An 18,149-nucleotide genomic window follows, 5' to 3' on the forward strand; every position below is an offset into this window, starting at 1 on the left:
TGGTTGACGGGGCCGGCGAGTCCGGCGACGCGGCGTAGCGCCCGCTCGGGTCCTACGAGACGTACGTCGCCCGCCGTGCCGTGGCCACGACCGTGTCGCCGTCGGCGCGGCTGAGCAGCCCTGCCGCGACCCAGGCGTCCACGGTCGCCCGCACCCGTGCCACCAGGGCGCCCTTGTCCGCGAAGGGCGCCCCCGCCCAGATCTCGTCGAGCAGCGTGGTGCCGTCCGGCCTGGCCGGGTTGGCCACGCCGGAGTCGGTGCCGCCGAGGACGACCCGGGGTTCGGAGCGCCGTATGTAGGCGTGGGGCGGGTCCTCGGTGCCCTCGAAGAACGGCGCGAACTCGGTGCCGTCGAGAGTGAGGTGGAGCGGCTTCCCGGCCACCGGGGTGAAGGCGGGCAGCAGATCGCCGGAGAGGGCGGCGCCGCGGTACAGCCCGAACGACAGGTACTCCGTCGACGGGTCGCGGGCGACCAGGTTGACGGGGCCGTGGAAGAGGGTCTGGAGGGACGGGTCGTCCAGGGCCTTCTCGGCGCGCAGGCGGAAGGGGATGCTCACCCGGACCGTGTCGCCGCCGCGCCAGGTGCGGCGCACGGTGAAGTAGCTGCCGGGTCGCGGGGTGCCGTCGACGGGGCGGCCGTTGACGGTGACCCGGAAGCCGGCGGTCGCCCAGGACGGCACCCGCAGCTTCAGCGCGAACGCGGTGGTGGCGCCGCGCACGGTGAGGGTGGTGCCCTGTTCGCGCGGGTAGTCCGTGGTCTGCGTGACGGTGACGCCGCGGTCCGCCCAGGTGAGGGTGGACGGGCTGTAGAGGTTGACGTACAGGGCGCTGCCGTCGGCCTGCGCGAAGTACACGGAGTCCTGGTACTTGGTGGCGCTCTCCATGCCGGTGCCCTCGCAGCAGGTGGTGCCCTGCTTGGGCGTGTAGTCGCGGACATGGCCCGGGGTGAGCCCGATGAAGTAGGTGACGAGCGGTTTCTCCGCGTCCGGCCGGTCCTGCCTGGAGCCGAGGACCTGGTTGTAGAGGGCCCGTTCGTAGTAGTCCATGTACGCGGGGTCCTGCTCGTGGAAGAACAGGGTCCGGCTGAGTTTGAGCAGGTTGTACGCGCAGCAGGTCTCGGCGGTGGTCGCGCCGATCGTGCCCGCGATGACGTCGCGGGCCTTCCAGAACTCGCCGGTGCTCGTGCCGCCGATGCCGTACATGCGGTGCGGTACGACCATGTTCCAGAAGTTCTTCGCGGCGGTGAGGTAGCGCTGCTCGCCGGTGGCGTCGTACAGCCGGACGTAGCCGGTGAAGATCGGGATGTGCTGGTTGGCGTGCAGGCCGTCGAGGACGTCGGTGTCCGCCGCGCAGGCGTCGATGAGCCGGTCGAGGTCGAACAGCCCGGCCAGCGCGAGGTGTTCGGCCTTGCCGGTGAGGGCGTGCAGGTCGACGATCGCCTCGACGATGCCGCCGAACTCGCCGCTGGAGAAGATCCCCCACATCCGTTGCAGGGTGGCGTCGGGCAGCCGGGACAGCCGCGAGTGCATCCAGTCCCCGAGACCGGAGGCGAGGTCCAGGGCCCGCGTGTCGTCGGTGGCGAGATACGCGTCCAGCAGGCCGCGCAGAATCTTGTGCGCGGTGTAGTACGGCGCCCAGACGCGGGTGTAGTTTCCGGTGGTCATCGACTCCAGCTCGATGAACTGCGTCTCCGGGTAGGCCGCCAGGAATCCCGGGTGGCTCGGTCCGCCCCAGGTGCGGCGCAGGGTGGCGGTCAGCCCGCGGCCGGAGGCGTCGGCGAAGGCGGCCCCGCCGGCCTCGTCGAAGGCGTACGACGCCAGATCACCGCGGCCGGCCGGGCTGTCCGCGGCGCGGCGGTCCTGGAGGGCGGCGATCTCGGCGGCGGTCAGGGCGCGCGACCAGACGTCGAAGCCGCCGAAGGCGCCCGCGAAGACCGGGTCGGAGTCGAAGTGCGAGCGGCCCAGCCAGCCGTGGGCGGGAGTGCCGAGGCTCGCCGGGGTCAGGGTCATGGCGGTGTGGCGGGCGACGGCGGTGCCGTCGACGTACAGCGTGCCGGTGCCGTCCGCGATCGTCACGGCGAGGTGGCTCCACCGGTCCAGGGGCAGCGGCGCGATGCCGTCGAGGCCCTGCTCGGCTCCGGGGCCGCCGGTGGTGAGGGCGAAGCGGGGGACACCGGAGGCGTTGCGGGCGGCCAGGTACAGGTAGCGGGTCGTGTTGTCGCCGAAGTCCAGAACGCGGGCCCAGGTGCTGTCGTGGCCGGGTCTCACCCAGGCGGCGAAGGTGATCGCCGGGCTGCCGGCGAGGACGCCGGAGGGCAGGTCGACGTACCTGTACGAGCCGCGTACGTTCTCCACCGCCCCGCCGAACCGGCCCTCGGTGGCGAGGATCGCCGGGTCCCGGCGCAGCGCTTCGCGGACCTCGGCCAGGGCGCCGACCATGGTGCGGATCCGCTCCGCGTACAGCGGGTCGCCGGTGCCGGCGTGGGCCTGGGACAGCATGGTGAGGAAGTGGCCGGTGTAGTGGCCGCGCAGATTGCCGTTGGCCTCTCCGTCCAGGCCCTCCCAGCCGCCGGGTGCGATCGCGCCGCCGGTGGGGAGACCTGCGTTGGCGCGGAAGACCTGGAGCAGCCGGTTCACGTCGTAGCCGCGGGCATGGTCGAGCATCAGCTGCCGCTTGGCGGCGAAGACGCCGTTGCCGAGCGTCACGTCCTTGAGCGGGAACGGGTGGACCGTCCAGGTGGGCGGGGCCGGGAGGGCGGCGGCCGGGGCGGCGCCGGCCGCGGCGGTCGCGGTGGTCGCCGTGGTCGCGGCGGCGCCGAGGCCTGAGGTGGCCGCGGTGAGCATCGCGGTCCGCAGGACGTTCCGACGGGAGAGGGGCGGTGCCATGGGTGCTGCTCCTCTGCGAGTGGTCGCGAGCGGGTTCGGGTGGTTCCCGCGAAGCCGCCCGCGCGTTCGAAATATCGGACGTTGTGCGAGTGGTCGACCAGACGCTAGAGGCGGGGCAGGGGCACGTCAACGGTCCCGACGGATTCCGCCGGGCCCCGTGGGTCAGGACGTCCGGATCGAGCGGGTGAGCCAGTCGAGGGCGGCGTGCGCCGTGAACTCGGCCTGGCCGCCCCGGACCAGCAGGTCGGCGGTGGCGAACCGCTTGTCGTCGGCCTGGCCGGCGACGTACGGCACGGCGATGCAGCGCATACCGGCCGCGTGCGCCGCGGCGGCGCCCGGCGCGGCGTCCTCCACGACGACGCAGTCGGCGGGTGCCGTGGCCAGGCGGCGGGCGGCCTCCAGGAACACGTCCGGGGCCGGCTTGCCGTGTGCGACCTCGTCGGCGGAGACGACCGTGCGCAGGAAGGCGTCGAGGCCGGTCGCGGCGAGGATCGCGTCGATGGCCTCGGGCGACGAACCGGAGGCCACGGCCATCGGGACGTCCGCGGAGGCCAGCAGCTCGACGAACTTCCGCATCTCCGGGTAGGCGGGGGTGGCGGCGCGGGCGAGTTCGAGGTAGCGGCGGTTCTTGGCGGCGAACAGCTCCTCGGTGCCGGCGGTCAGCTCGTACCGGCGCTGCCAGTCGGCGATGGTGTCCAGCGTGCTGATGCCGACGTACCGCTCGTGCTCGGCCCAGGTGTAGTCCGGCACGCCGTGCTCGGCGAGGGTCTGCCGGCCCGCCTCGTAGTAGTTCGGCTCGCTGTCGACGAGGGTGCCGTCGAGATCGAAGACGACCGAGATGCCGCCGAGAGTGTTCATGCCACCAGGATGCCAAGGGCGCCGGGATGCCGAATGCCGCGGGTGGAGTGCTGCTCGGTGGGTCCGCGGGATGAGGCCTTGGGTGCCGGGGGTGCCGGGGGTGCCGGGGGTGCCGGGGGTGTCGCCGGTGTCGCCGGTGTCGCGTACTCAGGACCTCGTCGCGCGGCCGATCGACTCCACCAGCGGCAGCAGCCGGTGCGGGACGCGCTCGCGCAGGGCCACCTCCGTGCGGGTGCGGACCACGCCCGGAAGGCTGATCAGCTTCTGGATCACATCCTCCAGATGCGCGTTGTCGCGGGCCACGACCCGGGTGAGCAGATCGCCGCCGCCGGTGATCGAGAAGGCCTCCACGATCTCCGGCACCCCGGCCAGCGCGTCGCCCACGTCGTCCAGGTGGCCCTGGGTCACCTCGATGTGGACGAACGCGAGCACCGGGTGGCCGAGGGCGGCGGGGGAGAGCGCCGGGCCGGTGCCGGTGATCACCCCGTCGCGCTCCAGCCGGTCGAGCCGGGCCTGGAGGGTGCCGCGGGCGACTCCGAGGATGCGGGCGTACTCGCGCACGCTGGTGCGCGGCTGCTCCAGCAGCAGTCGCAGGATGCGGGTGTCCAGCTCGTCCACGGCCATGGTTCGCGGCCCCTTCTTCGGTGATCACCGTGACTGTACCAATGGCCCAGCCACGCATCGCCGGGCTGAGCCATCCGCCGTGGTCCGATGGCCCGGTGGTGGACGTCTTCGGTGCACCGATGATGGGCCAATGGACCAGTGCGGAGGAGCTGACTTGAGCCAGTGGCAGCAGTGATGCTGTCATGGGGAGGTCGATGGCGCTGCGGATTCCGCGGCGCCTTTTTCATGCCGATCAGCTCGAGGGGGCGGTACGCAGTGCTGAAGAGGGTGTTCGTGGCTCCGGACCCGGGACGTGCGCGGCTGCGCTTCGCGACGCGCGCCGTGCTCGGCATCGGTCTCGCCGTGGTGGTCTGCGGCCTTGTCGGCCACTCCCTCCTCGGTGCCGTCATCGGCGGCCTCGCCGCGCTGCTCGCCCTGTTCACCGTCACCGACCCGACCGTGCGCGGCCAGGCGGTCACCACCGCTCTGCTGCCCGTCGTCGGTCTGCCGGTGCTCGCCGCCGCGGCGGAACTGCACGACCAGCCCGTGATCCGCGACCTCACCTTCCTCGCCGTGGTCGGCGCGGGCGTCTACGCCCGCCGCTGGGGCCCGCGCGGACACAGCCTCGGCGTGTTCGCGTTCATGACGTACTTCATCGCGCAGTTCCTCCAGGCGACCCCGCGGCAGCTGCCCGAGCTGTTCGCCGCCGTCGTCCTGTCCGTGCTCACCGCGGCGGTGGTGCGGTTCGGGTTCTGGTGCTACGAGCGCCGGATGCCGCCGCCGCCCGTCGTCGCCCCGCCGGCCGGCGGCGGTCTGGCGCGGATCACCACCCGGCAGGCCGTCCAGGCGACCGCCGGCGCGGGCTTCGCGCTGGTGGTGGGCCAGCTGGTCTCCGGACAGCGCTGGTACTGGGCGGTCGGCGCCACCTGGTGGATCTTCGTGAACACCACCTCGCGCGGCGAGACCCTGGTCCGCGGCTTCCGGCGGGTCCTCGGCACCGTCCTCGGCATCGGGCTCGCGCTGCTGGTCGCGGTCCCGCTGCACGGCGCCGTGGTGCCGTCGGTCGTGGTGATCGCCGCGTGCGTCTTCGGCATCTTCTACACGGCCGCGGTGTCCTACACCTGGATGATGCTCTGCGTCACCCTGCTCGCCGGCCTCCTCTACGGCTTCCTCGACGTGCTCTCTCCCGCGCTGCTCGCGCTGCGCCTGGTGGAGACCGGGGTCGGCGCGCTCGGGGCCGTCCTGGCGGTGCTCTTCGTACTGCCGGTCACGACCCACACGGTCACCGACGCCTGGATCCAGCGTGCCCTGCGCTCGGTGCACGCCTGCACCGCCGAGGCCGCCGCGCGGCTGGCGGGCGACCCGGCCGCCGACCCGGCGCCGCGCGTGGCCGAGCTGGAGCAGCTGCTGGCCCGGGTCCGGCTCGCCGTCGCACCGCTGGTGCACCCGCTGAACCCGATGCTCGGCCGCAAGCGGCGGGCCCGCCGGGTGCTGGCCCTGCTCGACGACTGCGCCCGTGAGGTGCGGGGCCTGGTCGCCGTCGCCGCCGACCCGGAGGCCTCCCACGACGCCCGGCTGGCCGCCGCCTGCTGGCGGGTACAGGACGCGGTGGAGGCGCTGACGGGCGGCCCCGCCGAACGCGAGGTCACCGGCCTGGCGCCGCAGCCGGCCGCCGCCGAGCCGGCGCTCGCCCATCTGCACGGCCTGGAGCGCGCGCTGGCCGAGCTGGCGGCCCCGCTGCGGGCACCGTCGGGCTCGCCGCTCGTCGGGGCCTGAGGGAGCGGTGCCTCCCGCTCGTCGGGGCCTGAGAGGGCGGTGACTGGGATGGCGGTGCTTGGGAGGGCCGTGCTTGAGAGGGCCGTACTTGAGACGGCCGTGCTTGCGAGGCCGTGCTCGAGAGGGCCGGGAGCCGGGCCGTGGGCACGGGGATTCCCTCTTTTGGTCTAGACCTTCAGTGATGCGCTGCTACCGTCGCCTGCGGAAGCCCAGGACCGAGAGGGGACAGCGGTGGCAGACGGCGGACAGCGGCGGGCGTTCATCGGGTCGTTCACGGCGGCCGGCGGGCCCGGGGTGGTGGCGGCGGCCGTCGACCCCGGCAGCGGCGCGCTGACACTCCTGAGCAGCGACGACGGCGTACCCGACCCCTCGTATCTGGCACTCGCCCCCGACGGCCGCACGCTCTACGCCGTCAGCGAGACCGCCGAGGGCGCGGTGGCCGCGTACCGGGTGGACGGCGCGACGCCCGAGCGTCTGGGGCCGCCGGTGCGCGTCGGCGGCGGACCCACCCACCTGGGCGTCCACGCCGGTCATCTGCTGACCGCCGACTACGGCTCCGGCGGCGTCACCGTGGTGCCGCTGCGCCCCGACGGCACGCTCGCGGCCACCGCCTCCGGGACCCTCCAGCACACCGGATCGGGACCGTACGCCCCCCGGCAGCAGGGTCCGCACGCCCACCACGTGCAGGCCGACCCGAGCGGACGGTGGATCCTCAGCGTCGACCTCGGCACCGACTCCGTGCGGGTCTGCGTCCTCAAGGAGGGCAACCTCCTGCCGCACCGCGAGACCGCCCTGCGGCCCGGCTCCGGCCCCCGCCACCTGGCCTTCCATCCCGACGGCCCGTACGCCTACGTCGTCAACGAACTCAGCCCGACCGTCACCGTCTGCCGCTGGGACGCCGAGGACGGCACGCTGCGGCCGCTCGCCGAGACGTCGGTGCTGCCCGGCGCACCCGCCGGTGACGCCTACCCGTCGGGCGTCGTGGTCTCGCCCGACGGCCGCTTCGTGTGGACCGCCACGCGCGGCGAGGACGTGCTGTCGGTGTTCGCCGTCGAGGGCGAGACGCTGCGGCTTTCCGGCACGGTCCCCTGTGGCGGCCACTGGCCCCGCGCGCTGGCCTTCGCGCACGGCTTCCTCTACGTCGCGAACGAACGCTCCGGCGACGTGACCTGGTTCGCCGTGGACCCGGAGACGGGACTGCCCCGGCGAGCCGGAGCGGTGGCGGTCGCGGCGGCCTCCTGCGTCGTCCTCGACTGAGCACGGCGGCACGGAGGTCCGGCGGCACGGCGGCACGGAGGCGCGGCGGCACGGAGGTCCGGCGGTAGGCGCAGCGGCGCGGCGGCGCGGCCGCACACGGCGTACGAAGGGCCCGCTCCCGAGGGGAGCGGGCCCTTTCCGTGCGGTGGTACGGGCGGGACGGGCGTCAGCGCACCGGAGCGCCCTGCGCCTGCTGCGGCGCGATGCCCAGGGCCGTCGTGTACTTGGCCAGGGCCAGCTTGCCGATCGCCGGGTACGCGCCCAGCGCCTCCGCCGTGGCGCAGCCCGCCTCGGCGGCGGCCGCCTCCAGCAGCGCGGCGTCGATCTCGGGGCCGATCAGGTACGGCGCCAGCGCCAGCTGCTGCGAGCCGGAGGAACGCAGCTGCTCGGCCACGGAGGCGATCGAGCCCTCCTGGTCGAGCGCCGCCGCCATCACCGGCACGGCGAGCCGCGCGGCGAGCAGCATGCCGGTGATCCCGGCGGCCTGCACGGCCTCCTCGCCGCCGACGGAGGCGAGCACGATGCCGTCCGCGGCGGTCGCCACGGTGAACAGGCGGGCGCGGTCGGCGCGGGCCAGCCCGGCCTCCGACAGGCGCACGTGCAGCGCCTCCGCGAGCAGCGGGTGCGGGCCGAGCACATCGGTCAGCTCGGCCGCGACGCGGCTGTCCATCACGGCCTGGCGGACCTGGCGCAGCAGCGCCCCGTCAGGACCGGCCAGCAGGGGCACCACGACGGCGACGGGGCCCTCGGGCTCCTTGGTCTCCACACCCGCGGCCAGCGCCTGCTCGTAGCGGACGGTGCGCTCGTCGGCGGCGTGCGCCAGCACGGCCTGCAGCGTCGGGAACTCGGTGCCGTCCCCGTCGACGTACCCGATGCGGGCGTCGAGGCCGGGCAGCTCGGAGCGGGCGATGCTCACGATCTCCTCGGCGATGCTGCGGGTGGCCGCGCCGGGCGTGCCCGGCACCGCGAGGACGAGCGCGGGCGCGCCCTCGGGAGCCGCCAGGGGCTCGGGTCGGCGGTGCCGCCCGGGCTGGCGGGGGCGCGGCATTCGTACTGGCAGGCCGGACGCGGGCCCAGTGGGGGAGCTCATGGCGCCGCATGTTACTGGCTTACTGGGCTCCCCTGTTCGGGGAGGGTGCAGGTGAGCGGTTTCCGTCCGGTTTTGTCTGATGAGTAACGTACAGATCAGAACTGATCAGCGGTTTTCCCCCGGCGTCTCGGCACGGGGCTGCTCGCAATGGCTGGATTCCTACGGGTTCCTACGGCCGGATCAGTTGTCCTGGGCGGTCAGGCAGAGCAACTTCTCGTCCGTCGGGAGGCCGAGCGTGTCCGTCGCCAGCGCGGTGGCGAGACGCACCGCGCCGTGCAGCGGGTCGCCCTCGGCGGGCACGCAGCGCGCGTGCGGCAGGCGTCTCGCCAGCTCCTCCCGCAGCGGTGCGAGCAGCGGCTCGCCCATCTCGAACAGACCACCGGTGAGACCCACTTCGGGCTCGCCGCTCGGCGGGCAGACCGCGGCCGCCGAGTCGGCCATGTGCCGGGCCGCCGCCCGGAGGATGTCCTCGGCGACGGGATCGCTCTCCGCGCAGGCGGCCACCTGCGGCGCGAAGGAGGCGAGCACGGCGGGACGGTCGGTACGCGGGTACAGCGCGCCGGGCAGTCCCGGCAGCGGACCGAACTGGGCCCGCGCGCGGGCCAGCAGCGGCTGCGAGCCGCCCTCCCGCCCGTCGAACGCGCGCAGCGCCGCCTCCAGACCGGCGCGGCCGATCCAGGCGCCGCCGCCGCAGTCGCCGAGCAGATGACCCCAGCCGTCCGCGCGTCGCCACGCGGTCAGATCCGTGCCGAGCGCGATCAGACCCGTGCCCGCGGCGATCACCGCGCCGGGGCGCGGACCCAGTGCGCCGACGTACGCGGTGACGGCGTCGGCCGCGAGGGCCACCCGGCGGACGCCGAACTCCCGCCGCAGGGCGTCCGGCAGTTCGGCGCGCAGCGCGTCGCCCAGCGTGCCGAAGCCGGCCGCGCCGACGGCGGCCGTGCCCAGCGCGGCGACACCGGTCTCGGCGGTCAACGCGCGCACCATCGGCACCAGTTGCTCCATCAGATGACCGGCGTCGATCCCCCGCGCCCCGGTACGGACCGGTTCCCGGGACGCCCGCCGGCCGAGCGGCTGCCCGAGCGGCTGACCGTGCGGCCGGCCAGGAGGCGGACCGAGCGGCCCCGAGGCCGTGGTGCCGACGACGACCCGCAGCCCCGAGCCGCCGGAGTCGACGGCGAGGAACCCGGCCGGGCCCGGCGCCTGAGGCGGCCCCGCGCCCGCACCGTCCTCCGGTGCCACGGCGCCGTGCCGCCCGCGTCCCCCGGCCCCGGCCGTCACGGCAGGCGCCAGTCCACGGGCTGGCCGCCCTGGCGCATCAGCAGGTCGTTGGCGCGGCTGAACGGGCGGGAGCCGAAGAAGCCGCGGTCGGCCGACATGGGGGAGGGGTGCGCCGACTCCACCGACGGCAGGTCACCGAGGAGCGGACGCAGGTTGCGGGCGTCGCGGCCCCACAGGATGGACACCAGCGGCTTGCCGCGCGCGGCGAGCGCGCGTATCGCCTGCTCGGTGACCTCCTCCCAGCCCTTGCCCCGGTGCGCCCCCGGCTTGCGCGGGGCCGTGGTGAGCGCCCTGTTGAGCAGCAGCACCCCCTGCTGTGTCCACGGTGTGAGATCGCCGTTGGACGGCTGCGGGAGCCCCAGGTCGGTGTGCAGCTCCCGGTAGATGTTGATCAGGCTGCCCGGCAGCGGCCGCACCTCGGGGGCGACGGAGAACGACAGACCCACCGCGTGCCCCGGGGTCGGGTAGGGGTCCTGTCCGACGATCAGGACCCTCACCTCGTCGAAGGGCTGCTGGAAGGCCCGCAGGACGTTCTGTCCGGCCGGGAGATAGGTGCGCCCCGCGGCGATCTCCGCGCGCAGGAAGTCGCCCATCTCGGCGATCTTCCCGGCTACGGGTTCGAGGGCCTGCGCCCAGCCCGGTTCGACGATTTCATGCAACGGTCGTGGTGCCACGGGCGTCACCCTACTGCCGTACGCCACACGGCGATCAACCGGTGGCCAAGGCCCGGCGGCCCGCACGGCCGCTTCCCGTTCATCCGACCACCGCGGCCCGCACACACAGCACGTCCGGCAGATGCGAGGCCAACTGCCGCCAGCTGTCCCCGTCGTCGGCGGAGGCGTACACCTCACCGTTGCGGTTGCCGAAGTAGACGCCCGCGGGATCGGCGTCGTCGGTGCACATCGCGTCGCGGAGCACCGTGCCGTAGTGGTCCTCCTGCGGCAGACCCGCCGTCAGCGCCTCCCAGGTCCTGCCGGCGTCCGCCGTGCGGAACACCCGGCAGCGCCGCTCGGCGGGCACGCGGTCGGAGTCCGCGGCGATCGGGAACACGTACGCCGTGTCCCCGCGGCGGGGATGGGTCGCGGCGGCGAAGCCGAACGTGGACGGCAGGCCCTCGCCGATGTCCGTCCAGTGCGCGCCCGCGTCGTCGCTGCGGTACACCCCCCAGTGGTTCTGGAGATAGAGCCGGTCCGGGTCGACCGCGTCCCGCGCGACCTTGTGCACGCACTGGCCGAACTCCGGGTCGGGATCGGGCAGGAACACCGCGGAGACACCGGAGTTGGACGGGGCCCAGCTGGCGCCGCCGTCCGTGGTGCGGAACACGCCGGCCGTGGACACCGCCACCGTCACCGCCCGTGGGTCGCGGTGGTCGGTGAGCACGGTGTGCAGGCCCTCACCGCCGCCGCCCGGCACCCAGCGCGAGCGGGTGGGGTGCTCCCACAGCGGGCGGACGAGCGTGAAGCTCTCCCCGCGGTCCTCCGAGCGGTACAGCGCGGCCGGTTCGGTGCCCGCGTAGACCACGTCCGGCTCGGCGGCCGCCGGATGCAGCTGCCACACGCGCTCGAGTGAAGCGCCGGTGTCCTGGGGGAACTTGACGGCGGGCCGGGACGGCTCGGTCCAGGTGCGGCCCAGGTCGTCGGAGTGGAACACCGACGGACCCCAGTGCGCGCTGTCGCCGCCGGCCAGCAGTCTCGGGGCGCTGCCGCGGGTGTCGATGGCGACCGAGTACACGGCTTGCGCGTTGAAGTAGGGACTCTCGTCGAACTCCCATGCGCCACCGCGCCGGCGCCCGATGAACAGGCCTTTGCGGGTGCCCACGGCGAGCAGTACCTCGGTCATTGCCGTCACCTCCGGGACGTCTTTGTCTCAGACACCGGCCAGTCTGCACCCCACCACTGACAGTCACCTCTGAAGACGCCGTCACCGCAGGTCAGGCGGGGCGGCGGGCGGGCGAGTCCGCCGAATCGGGGGAATGCGGCGACCAGCCACCGCCGGCACGCCCCCACCACCCGGGACGGCAGCACGCGCCGGGCCACAGCCCGGCGCGCCACCGCCCCACCGTCCTGCATCCCACCACTCGACAGGCCGTCCGACGCCCACCGCCCCGCAGGCCGCCCGACTCCCACGACCTGGCCCCCAGCGCCCGGCGGACCCCCACCGCCCTCCCGTCACTCGCCACCCGTCACCTCGCCTCCTCAGCCCTCCTCGCCCGGCAGCGCCCGGTTCAGGATGCCGTCGATGTCCGCCGCCTCCGGAAGCGTGCCGAAGGCGTACCCCCAGTCACCCGCCAGGCGCGTCGCGCAGAAGGCGTCGGCGACCGCCGCTGGCGCGAAGCGGACCAGCAGGGAAGCTTGGAGGGCGAGGGCCATCCGTTCGACGAGCCGTCGGGCGCCGGAGGGGGAGGCCTGGGTGAGTCCGTCCTTGAGGCGGGTCACCGCCGCGTCCAGCCGCGCGTCCGCCCCGTGGGCCAGGGCGAGTTCGGCGAACAGGGCCTCGGCGACGGCGGGCTCGCGGCCGAGGGCCCGCAGCACGTCGAGCGCGTTGACGTTCCCGGAGCCCTCCCAGATCGACAGCAGCGGGGCCTCGCGGTAGTGCCGCGGCATCCCGGACTCCTCCACGTACCCGTTGCCGCCCAGGCACTCCAGCGCCTCCGCGGTGAAGGCCGGCCCCCGCTTGGTGACCCAGTACTTGCCGACGGCGGTCGCGATCCGGCGCAGCGCCCGCTCCCCGGCGTCGCCGCGCACGGCCCGGTCGGCGGCACCGGCGAGCCGTAGCGTGAGAGTGGTCGCGGCCTCCGACTCCAGTGCGAGGTCGGCCAGTACGTTGCGCATCAGCGGCTGGTCGAGCAGCCGCGCGCCGAACGCGCCCCGGTGACGCGCGTGGTGCCCCGCCTCCACCAGGGTCTTGCGCATCAGCGTCGCGGAGGCCATCACACAGTCCAGACGCGTGCAGTTGACCATCTCGATGATGGTCTTGACGCCTTGTCCCTCGGGGCCGACCAGCCAGGCGACGGTCCCGTCGAACTCGGGCTCGCAGGAGGCGTTGGACCGGTTGCCCAGCTTGTCCTTCAGCCGCTGGACGCGGAAGGCGTTGCGGGTGCCGTCCGGCAGCACGCGCGGCACGAGGAAGCACGACAGACCTTCCGGCGCCTGCGCCAGCACGAGGAACACGTCGCACATCGGCGCCGAGGTGAACCACTTGTGGCCGCGCAGCGTGTAGACGCCGGGTTCGGCGGTGGGCGTGGCGGTGGTGGTGTTCGTCCGGACGTCGGAGCCGCCCTGCTTCTCGGTCATCCCCATCCCGGCCAGCAGCCCCCGCTTATGTGCCGGGATCCGCAGACCGGGGTCGTACTCCCGGCTGGTCAGCAGGGGCTCGTAGACCTTGGCCAGCTCCGGCTCGCGGCGCAGCGCGGGGACAGCCGCGTACGTCATCGAGGTCGGGCAGCCGTGCCCGGCCTCGGCGTGGCCCCACACCAGCCCGCCGGCGGTGCGGGCGACATGGGCGCCGGGCCGCTCGTCGGCCCACGGCGCCCCGGCCAGCCCTTCGGCGACGGCCACCTCCATCAGACGATGCCAGCTGGGGTGGAAGTCGACCTCGTCGATCCGGTGGCCGTAGCGGTCATGGGTGCGCAGCACCGGCTCGTGCCGGTTGGCCAGGTCGCCCCACTCCTGCGCCGCCTCACCGCCGGCCCGCTTACCGAGCCGCCGCAGGTCCTCCTCGGCCCACCCGGCGCCTTCCCGACGCAGGCCCTCCAGGAGGGCGAGGTCGTCCGAGGCGTCGTACGGGGTCAGGGGCGGGGGCTGGTTGGTGACGGTGTGGGTGGCGGCCTGTGAAACGGCTTGGGCGGCGGCTTGCGTGACGGCGTGGGGGGCGTCCTGCTCGGGGTGCGCGACTGTCGAGGCCATGCCGGGAGTGTTGCACTGTCGCTGCGGGCGCAGCAATAGTGCAACACCCCTCCGGGCCCCGTACAGTACGAGCCCATGCCGACGAACGCCCTCGACCTGCGCCCGCTCTCCGCGCGGTCGGTCGTCCTGAGCCTGCTGCTGGGCGCGCACCCCCCGGAGCTGGCCGCGAAGGACCTCGCACGCGCGGTCGCGCCGTTCGGTGTCGGCGGCTCCACCCTGCGGGCCGCGCTCAGCCGGATGACGGCCGCCGGGGACCTGCGCCGCACGGAGGCCGGCTACCGCATCGGCGACCGCCTGCTGGACCGCCGACGCCGCCAGGACGACGCCGTACGACCACACACGCGCGCGTGGGAGGGCGACTGGGAGATGGTGGTGGTCACCGCGAGCGGCCGGGGCCCCGCCGAGCGAGCCGAACTGCGCGCCCGCCTGTCCGGTCTCCGGCTCGCGGAGCAGCGCGAGGGCGTCTGGCTGCGCCCCGCCAACCTGTGCCGCCCGCTGCCGGACGATCTCGACGCGGTGGCCGAGCGCTACACGGCCCACCCCGCCCGGCCCGCCGTCGGACTCGCCGCGAGACTCTGGCCGCTGGAGGCCTGGGCCACCACCGCGCGGGCCCTGCTCGGCCATGTCGCCCAGGTGACCGATCCGGCGGACCGGCTCACCGCCTTCGCGGCCGTGGTGCGCCATCTGCTGGCCGACCCCGTGCTGCCTGATCCGCTGCTGCCGGCCGACTGGCCCGGTGCGGCGCTGCGGGCCGCCTACGCGGACTACCGGCGGGAGCTCTCCGAGCAGCTGCACGCGCGCGTGGGGAGTGATCCACGCGCCTGAGCACGCCTGAACCGCCTGATCGGGCCTGGGCATGAACGCGCCTGAGTGCGCCCGATGCCCGCCCGCACGTGCCTGATCGCAACGCCCCCGCACCCGCGGCGCGACGCCCCTGCGCCCGCACAGCAACGCCCCCGCGCCCGACGCTCCTGTGCCCGCACCGCGGCGCCCCAGCGCCCGCACCGCGACGGCCGTACGAAGCACCGTGCGGGGGCGCTTCGTACGGCCGGGTTCGGGGTGGGGCTACTTGTAGGTGATGTCCGACGACGAGTACTTGCAGTAGGTGCCGTCCGGGCCGGAACCGTTGCTGGTCGGCTCGTCACCGTCGTCGTTGCCGATGTACTTCTGGCACGGGACGATCTTCTTGTCGGTGTCGCCGATGATGGTGATGCCCCGCAGGGTCGCGCTGTCGCCGTAGTTGGTGTTGATGCCGACGAGCCGGCTGCCCTTGTAGGTCACCTCGACCGTGTTGAGGTTGATCGTCCGCTTGTACTGCGTGGAGCAGTTGCCGCACGAGCGGACGAAGGTGCCGAAGTTCTTCACCGCGAAGTTGGAGATGTTCAGCGTCCCGGCGCCGTTGAACTGGAACACCTTGTCGCTGGCTTCCTTGGCCCCGCCGCCGGAGATCGTGTAGACGTTCGACGACGACGAGCCCTTGAACGTGGCGGCGTCCTCGCCGACGTCCTCCCACCAGACGTTCTGCAGTGTGCAGCTGCCCTCGCAGTGGATGCCGTCCGCCGCGGGCGCGCCGATGATGACGTTCTTCAGCACGGTGCCGGCGGCCAGCTTCAGGATCGGCCCCTGGTCCTCGTCCTGGCCACCGCTGCCGAGGTCGCCGGAGCCGTACAGGCGCTTCATCCCGTAGTCCTTGGTGCCGGACAGGGAGATGGTGGAGGAGACCGCCTGGCTGCCGTTCGCGGTCGGCCAGGTGGCGGCGCTCGCCGACGGCGCCCCGGTAGTCATGATCATGCCAACCGCAACGCCGAGAGTGGCCAGCGCGCCGGTCAGGGCGCGCCGCCGGGCGCGTGGTCGTGTCACTGCTGCCATGTCCCGTTTCCTTTGGTCGTGGTGGGGGGCCGTCAGGGGTTCCTCTGAGATTCACATACAGGGACATCGTTCGATCTCATGAACGAAAGTTGGGGTTGATGTCACGCATGCGGCCTCAAGGTGCCCTGTCGGTCACACTTCTGAACGGACCGTAAAGGGCAAGCGCTTTCTGGTCAACGCTTCGCGCAGAACACATCCGGTCAGTCGTGAGCCGTGGGGCGGAGGCGTGAACGTGGGGGCGGCGGCGTCCGTGTGACGGTGTGGGAGCGCTTCCATGGCGACCGTGTTCATGCCACCATGCCGGTGCTCCCTCAGCGATGACACCCCCGAGCCGCGATCAGGAAGGGACGTTCACGTGTCCGCCACCGCCGGCACCACCGCGAGGAGACCCCTGCGAACGGTACTCATGACGCTCTACGGAGCGCTCGTGCCACTGCTCGCCGCGCTGCTGCTCGCCGCGCCCCCGGCCGCCGCCCGCACCGACGCCGCCGCCGACGTGCCCTACGCGACCCTGACCGAGGTCACCGGCTTCGGCAGCAATCCCAGCAACCTCCAGATGTACCTGTACGTCCCCGAGAGCGTCACCCCGAACCCGGCGGTCCTGGTGGCCGTCCACTACTGCACCGGATCCGGGCCGGCGATGCACAGCGGCACCGAGTACGCCTCGCTCGCCGACCGCTACGGCTTCATCGTGGTCTATCCCTCGGTCACCCGGTCCAGCAAGTGCTTCGACGTCTCCTCGCCGCAGGCACTGCGCCGCGGCGGCGGCAGCGACCCGGTCGGCATCAAGTCGATGGTGGACTGGGTCCTCGCCCAGTACGACGCCGACGCCGAGCGGGTCTTCGCCACCGGCATCTCCTCCGGCGCGATGATGACCAACGTCCTGCTCGGCGTCTACCCGGACGTGTTCGCCGCCGGCGCCGCCTTCGCGGGAGTGCCCTTCGGCTGCTTCGCCACCACCGACGGCTCCGAGTGGAACAGCGCCTGCGCGAACGGCACGGTCACCCGCACCCCGCAGCAGTGGGGCGACCTGGTCCGCGCCGCCTACCCCGGCTACACCGGCCCGCGCCCCCGGATGCAGCTCTGGCACGGCACCGAGGACGATGTGCTGCGCTATCCGAACTTCGGCGAGGAGATCGACCAGTGGACGAACGTCCGTGGCGTGAGCCAGACCCCGGCGGCCACTGACACCCCCGCCGCCGGCTGGACCCGCACCCGCTACGGCGGCACCGGTGACCAGGCCCCGGTGGAGGCCATCAGCCTCCAGGGCGTCGGCCACAACCTGTACGCCTACGGCACCATGGGCGCCCGGGTGCTCACCTTCTTCGGCCTGGACGACGCGGGCCCGGCACCCCAGCCGCAGCCGTCCGGCTGCAAGGTGACCGTTGCGACCAGCGCCTGGAACACCGGACTGACCGCCTCCGTCACCCTCACCAACACCGGGACGACGGCGGTCAACGGCTGGCGGCTGGGCTTCACCCTGCCCGGCGGCCAGACCATCACCAACGGCTGGGGCGCGACCTACGCACCGGCCTCCGGGGCGGTGACGGCGACGAACGCCGCGTACAACGGCACACTCGCGCCGAACGCCTCCGTGACCATCGGCTACCAGGCGACCCACGCGGGCAACAGCGGGGCGCCGGGCGCCTTCACGCTCAACGGCGCGGCCTGCGCGACCGCCTGACGGCGGGGCGCGGCGCGGTGGCCGGGGGCGGGCGCCCCCGGCCATCCGTCTTTCCCTCGCTCCGCACGGGTGACGAGTGTTTATGTGGGAACTCGGGCCGACGCACAAGCCGATCGGCACGAGAGGCGGGGAGCGTCATGACACGGCTGAAGCCGTCGTCCGTGGTGACGGAGCCGGTGCGGATCACCGGTTCGGCATTGCGTCGGATGCCCGGCGCGGAAAAGGTGAGCAAGGCCGCCGAGGGCACGCTGGACGCGGTCGGATCCGTGTCCCCGCGCGGACGCCGGCTGGCGGTCTACACAGGAGCCGGAGTCCTCGGCGTCGCGGGCGTCGTCGAATGGCCCGTGGCGATCGCCGGAGCGGCCGTGGCCTGGCTGACCCAGCCGAAGCCCGGTCAGCGCGAGCAGCAGACGGCCGGTCACGGAAGCCGCAGGGGCCGCGCGCCGAGCGCCGGCGCCACGGCGAGCGCGACTCCGGGTTCCGCCGCGCGCACGGCGGGCCATGGCGGTCGTACGGCGTCCAGGGCGACCCGCGCGGAGACCGGCGAGCCGGCGAACGGCACCCGTACGTCGACCGGGCTGCCCAAGGCCGGGCAGCACCGGGCGGGGCAGTCCAGGATGGGGCAGCCCAAGGCAGTGCACGGCACCGGGACCACCACCATCAGGGCGGCGACGGCCCACCGGCGCACGGCGGACCGGCGGCGCGGCATGGACCTGAGCTCGGGCATGAGCACGGAGACGAGTAGGGGCGCGGGTCCGGATCTCGGGACCGGTATGAGCATGAGCTGAGGGTGGTTGGTGCGATGGGGCTGCTCACAGGGCCGGTGACGGCCGTGTCCGGGGCGCTGCTGACGGCGCCCCGGCTGGTGGCGCGCGGGGCGGCACCCGCGGTGGGCATGGCCGCCGGAGCCGCGGCCGGGACGGCGCGGGCCGGAGTGCGCGG

Annotated in this window: 14 protein-coding genes; 5 read left to right on the forward strand and 9 right to left on the reverse strand. The window is 73.8% G+C overall.

Features of this window, described 5'->3' with window-relative positions; genetic code table 11:
• Positions 1 to 52: 52 nt before the first annotated feature.
• From ABT232_RS36065 to ABT232_RS36075, 3 genes are all read right to left on the reverse strand, one after another.
• Positions 53 to 2,884, reverse strand: coding sequence for a beta-L-arabinofuranosidase domain-containing protein (locus ABT232_RS36065; protein WP_351848381.1), 2,832 nt, complete (start codon positions 2,882 to 2,884; stop codon positions 53 to 55).
• Between the two features lie 162 nt (positions 2,885 to 3,046).
• The gene (locus ABT232_RS36070; protein WP_351848382.1) at positions 3,047 to 3,742 is read right to left on the reverse strand and encodes an HAD family hydrolase; all 696 of its coding nucleotides are present in this window, start codon (positions 3,740 to 3,742) and stop codon (positions 3,047 to 3,049) included.
• A gap of 147 nt (positions 3,743 to 3,889) precedes the next feature.
• Entirely contained in the window at positions 3,890 to 4,366 is a 477-nt protein-coding gene (locus ABT232_RS36075) for an Lrp/AsnC family transcriptional regulator (protein WP_351848385.1), read from the reverse strand.
• Positions 4,367 to 4,621: 255 nt separating this feature from the next.
• On the opposite strand from ABT232_RS36075, the gene ABT232_RS36080 reads away from it, so the two are divergent.
• The gene (locus ABT232_RS36080; protein ID WP_351848387.1) at positions 4,622 to 6,121 is read left to right on the forward strand and encodes an FUSC family protein; all 1,500 of its coding nucleotides are present in this window, start codon (positions 4,622 to 4,624) and stop codon (positions 6,119 to 6,121) included.
• Between the two features lie 231 nt (positions 6,122 to 6,352).
• Complete coding sequence (locus ABT232_RS36085; RefSeq protein WP_351848388.1) at positions 6,353 to 7,378, forward strand: lactonase family protein; 1,026 nt, start codon at positions 6,353 to 6,355, stop codon at positions 7,376 to 7,378.
• Positions 7,379 to 7,544: 166 nt separating this feature from the next.
• Here ABT232_RS36085 and ABT232_RS36090 read toward each other — a convergent pair whose 3' ends face one another.
• The 5 genes from ABT232_RS36090 to ABT232_RS36110 all read right to left on the reverse strand — a co-directional run bounded on the left by ABT232_RS36090 (position 7,545) and on the right by ABT232_RS36110 (position 13,654).
• Positions 7,545 to 8,468, reverse strand: a complete 924-nt coding sequence (locus ABT232_RS36090) for a sirohydrochlorin chelatase (RefSeq protein WP_351848390.1) — start codon at positions 8,466 to 8,468, stop codon at positions 7,545 to 7,547.
• Between the two features lie 180 nt (positions 8,469 to 8,648).
• Complete coding sequence (locus ABT232_RS36095; protein ID WP_351848393.1) at positions 8,649 to 9,710, reverse strand: N-acetylglucosamine kinase; 1,062 nt, start codon at positions 9,708 to 9,710, stop codon at positions 8,649 to 8,651.
• A 35-nt stretch (positions 9,711 to 9,745) separates the two neighbouring features.
• A complete protein-coding gene (locus tag ABT232_RS36100) occupies positions 9,746 to 10,423 on the reverse strand; it encodes a uracil-DNA glycosylase (protein ID WP_351848396.1) in 678 nt (225 codons plus the stop codon).
• A gap of 79 nt (positions 10,424 to 10,502) precedes the next feature.
• Positions 10,503 to 11,588, reverse strand: a complete 1,086-nt coding sequence (locus ABT232_RS36105; RefSeq protein WP_351848398.1) for a WD40/YVTN/BNR-like repeat-containing protein — start codon at positions 11,586 to 11,588, stop codon at positions 10,503 to 10,505.
• 356 nt (positions 11,589 to 11,944) lie between these two features.
• Positions 11,945 to 13,654, reverse strand: coding sequence for an acyl-CoA dehydrogenase family protein (locus tag ABT232_RS36110; RefSeq protein WP_351848401.1), 1,710 nt, complete (start codon positions 13,652 to 13,654; stop codon positions 11,945 to 11,947).
• A 75-nt stretch (positions 13,655 to 13,729) separates the two neighbouring features.
• On the opposite strand from ABT232_RS36110, the gene ABT232_RS36115 reads away from it, so the two are divergent.
• On the forward strand, positions 13,730 to 14,479 hold the full coding sequence (locus tag ABT232_RS36115; protein ID WP_351848404.1) for a PaaX family transcriptional regulator C-terminal domain-containing protein: 750 nt from the start codon (positions 13,730 to 13,732) through the stop codon (positions 14,477 to 14,479).
• A gap of 240 nt (positions 14,480 to 14,719) precedes the next feature.
• Here the strand turns inward: ABT232_RS36115 and ABT232_RS36120 are convergent, their stop codons facing one another.
• Entirely contained in the window at positions 14,720 to 15,523 is an 804-nt protein-coding gene (locus ABT232_RS36120; protein WP_351848406.1) for a pectate lyase, read from the reverse strand.
• Positions 15,524 to 15,929: 406 nt separating this feature from the next.
• On the opposite strand from ABT232_RS36120, the gene ABT232_RS36125 reads away from it, so the two are divergent.
• Entirely contained in the window at positions 15,930 to 17,207 is a 1,278-nt protein-coding gene (locus tag ABT232_RS36125) for an extracellular catalytic domain type 1 short-chain-length polyhydroxyalkanoate depolymerase (protein WP_351848408.1), read from the forward strand.
• A gap of 137 nt (positions 17,208 to 17,344) precedes the next feature.
• Positions 17,345 to 17,995 (forward strand): hypothetical protein, encoded by a 651-nt coding sequence (locus ABT232_RS36130; RefSeq protein ID WP_351848409.1) that lies wholly within the window; start codon positions 17,345 to 17,347, stop codon positions 17,993 to 17,995.
• Positions 17,996 to 18,149: the final 154 nt, after the last annotated feature.

The organism is Streptomyces sp. NPDC001532 (assembly GCF_040298625.1).
GTDB lineage: Bacteria > Actinomycetota > Actinomycetes > Streptomycetales > Streptomycetaceae > Streptomyces.

Coding starts and splice junctions, on each gene's coding strand:
- ABT232_RS36115 (WP_351848404.1), top strand. CDS start 13,730: ATGCCGACGAACGCCCTCGACCTGCGCCCGCTCTCCGCGCGGTCGGTC.
- ABT232_RS36130 (WP_351848409.1), top strand. CDS start 17,345: ATGACACGGCTGAAGCCGTCGTCCGTGGTGACGGAGCCGGTGCGGATC.
- ABT232_RS36105 (WP_351848398.1), bottom strand. CDS start 11,588: ATGACCGAGGTACTGCTCGCCGTGGGCACCCGCAAAGGCCTGTTCATC.
- ABT232_RS36125 (WP_351848408.1), top strand. CDS start 15,930: ATGACGCTCTACGGAGCGCTCGTGCCACTGCTCGCCGCGCTGCTGCTC.
- ABT232_RS36065 (WP_351848381.1), bottom strand. CDS start 2,884: ATGGCACCGCCCCTCTCCCGTCGGAACGTCCTGCGGACCGCGATGCTC.
- ABT232_RS36070 (WP_351848382.1), bottom strand. CDS start 3,742: ATGAACACTCTCGGCGGCATCTCGGTCGTCTTCGATCTCGACGGCACC.
- ABT232_RS36110 (WP_351848401.1), bottom strand. CDS start 13,654: ATGGCCTCGACAGTCGCGCACCCCGAGCAGGACGCCCCCCACGCCGTC.
- ABT232_RS36090 (WP_351848390.1), bottom strand. CDS start 8,468: ATGAGCTCCCCCACTGGGCCCGCGTCCGGCCTGCCAGTACGAATGCCG.
- ABT232_RS36075 (WP_351848385.1), bottom strand. CDS start 4,366: ATGGCCGTGGACGAGCTGGACACCCGCATCCTGCGACTGCTGCTGGAG.
- ABT232_RS36120 (WP_351848406.1), bottom strand. CDS start 15,523: ATGGCAGCAGTGACACGACCACGCGCCCGGCGGCGCGCCCTGACCGGC.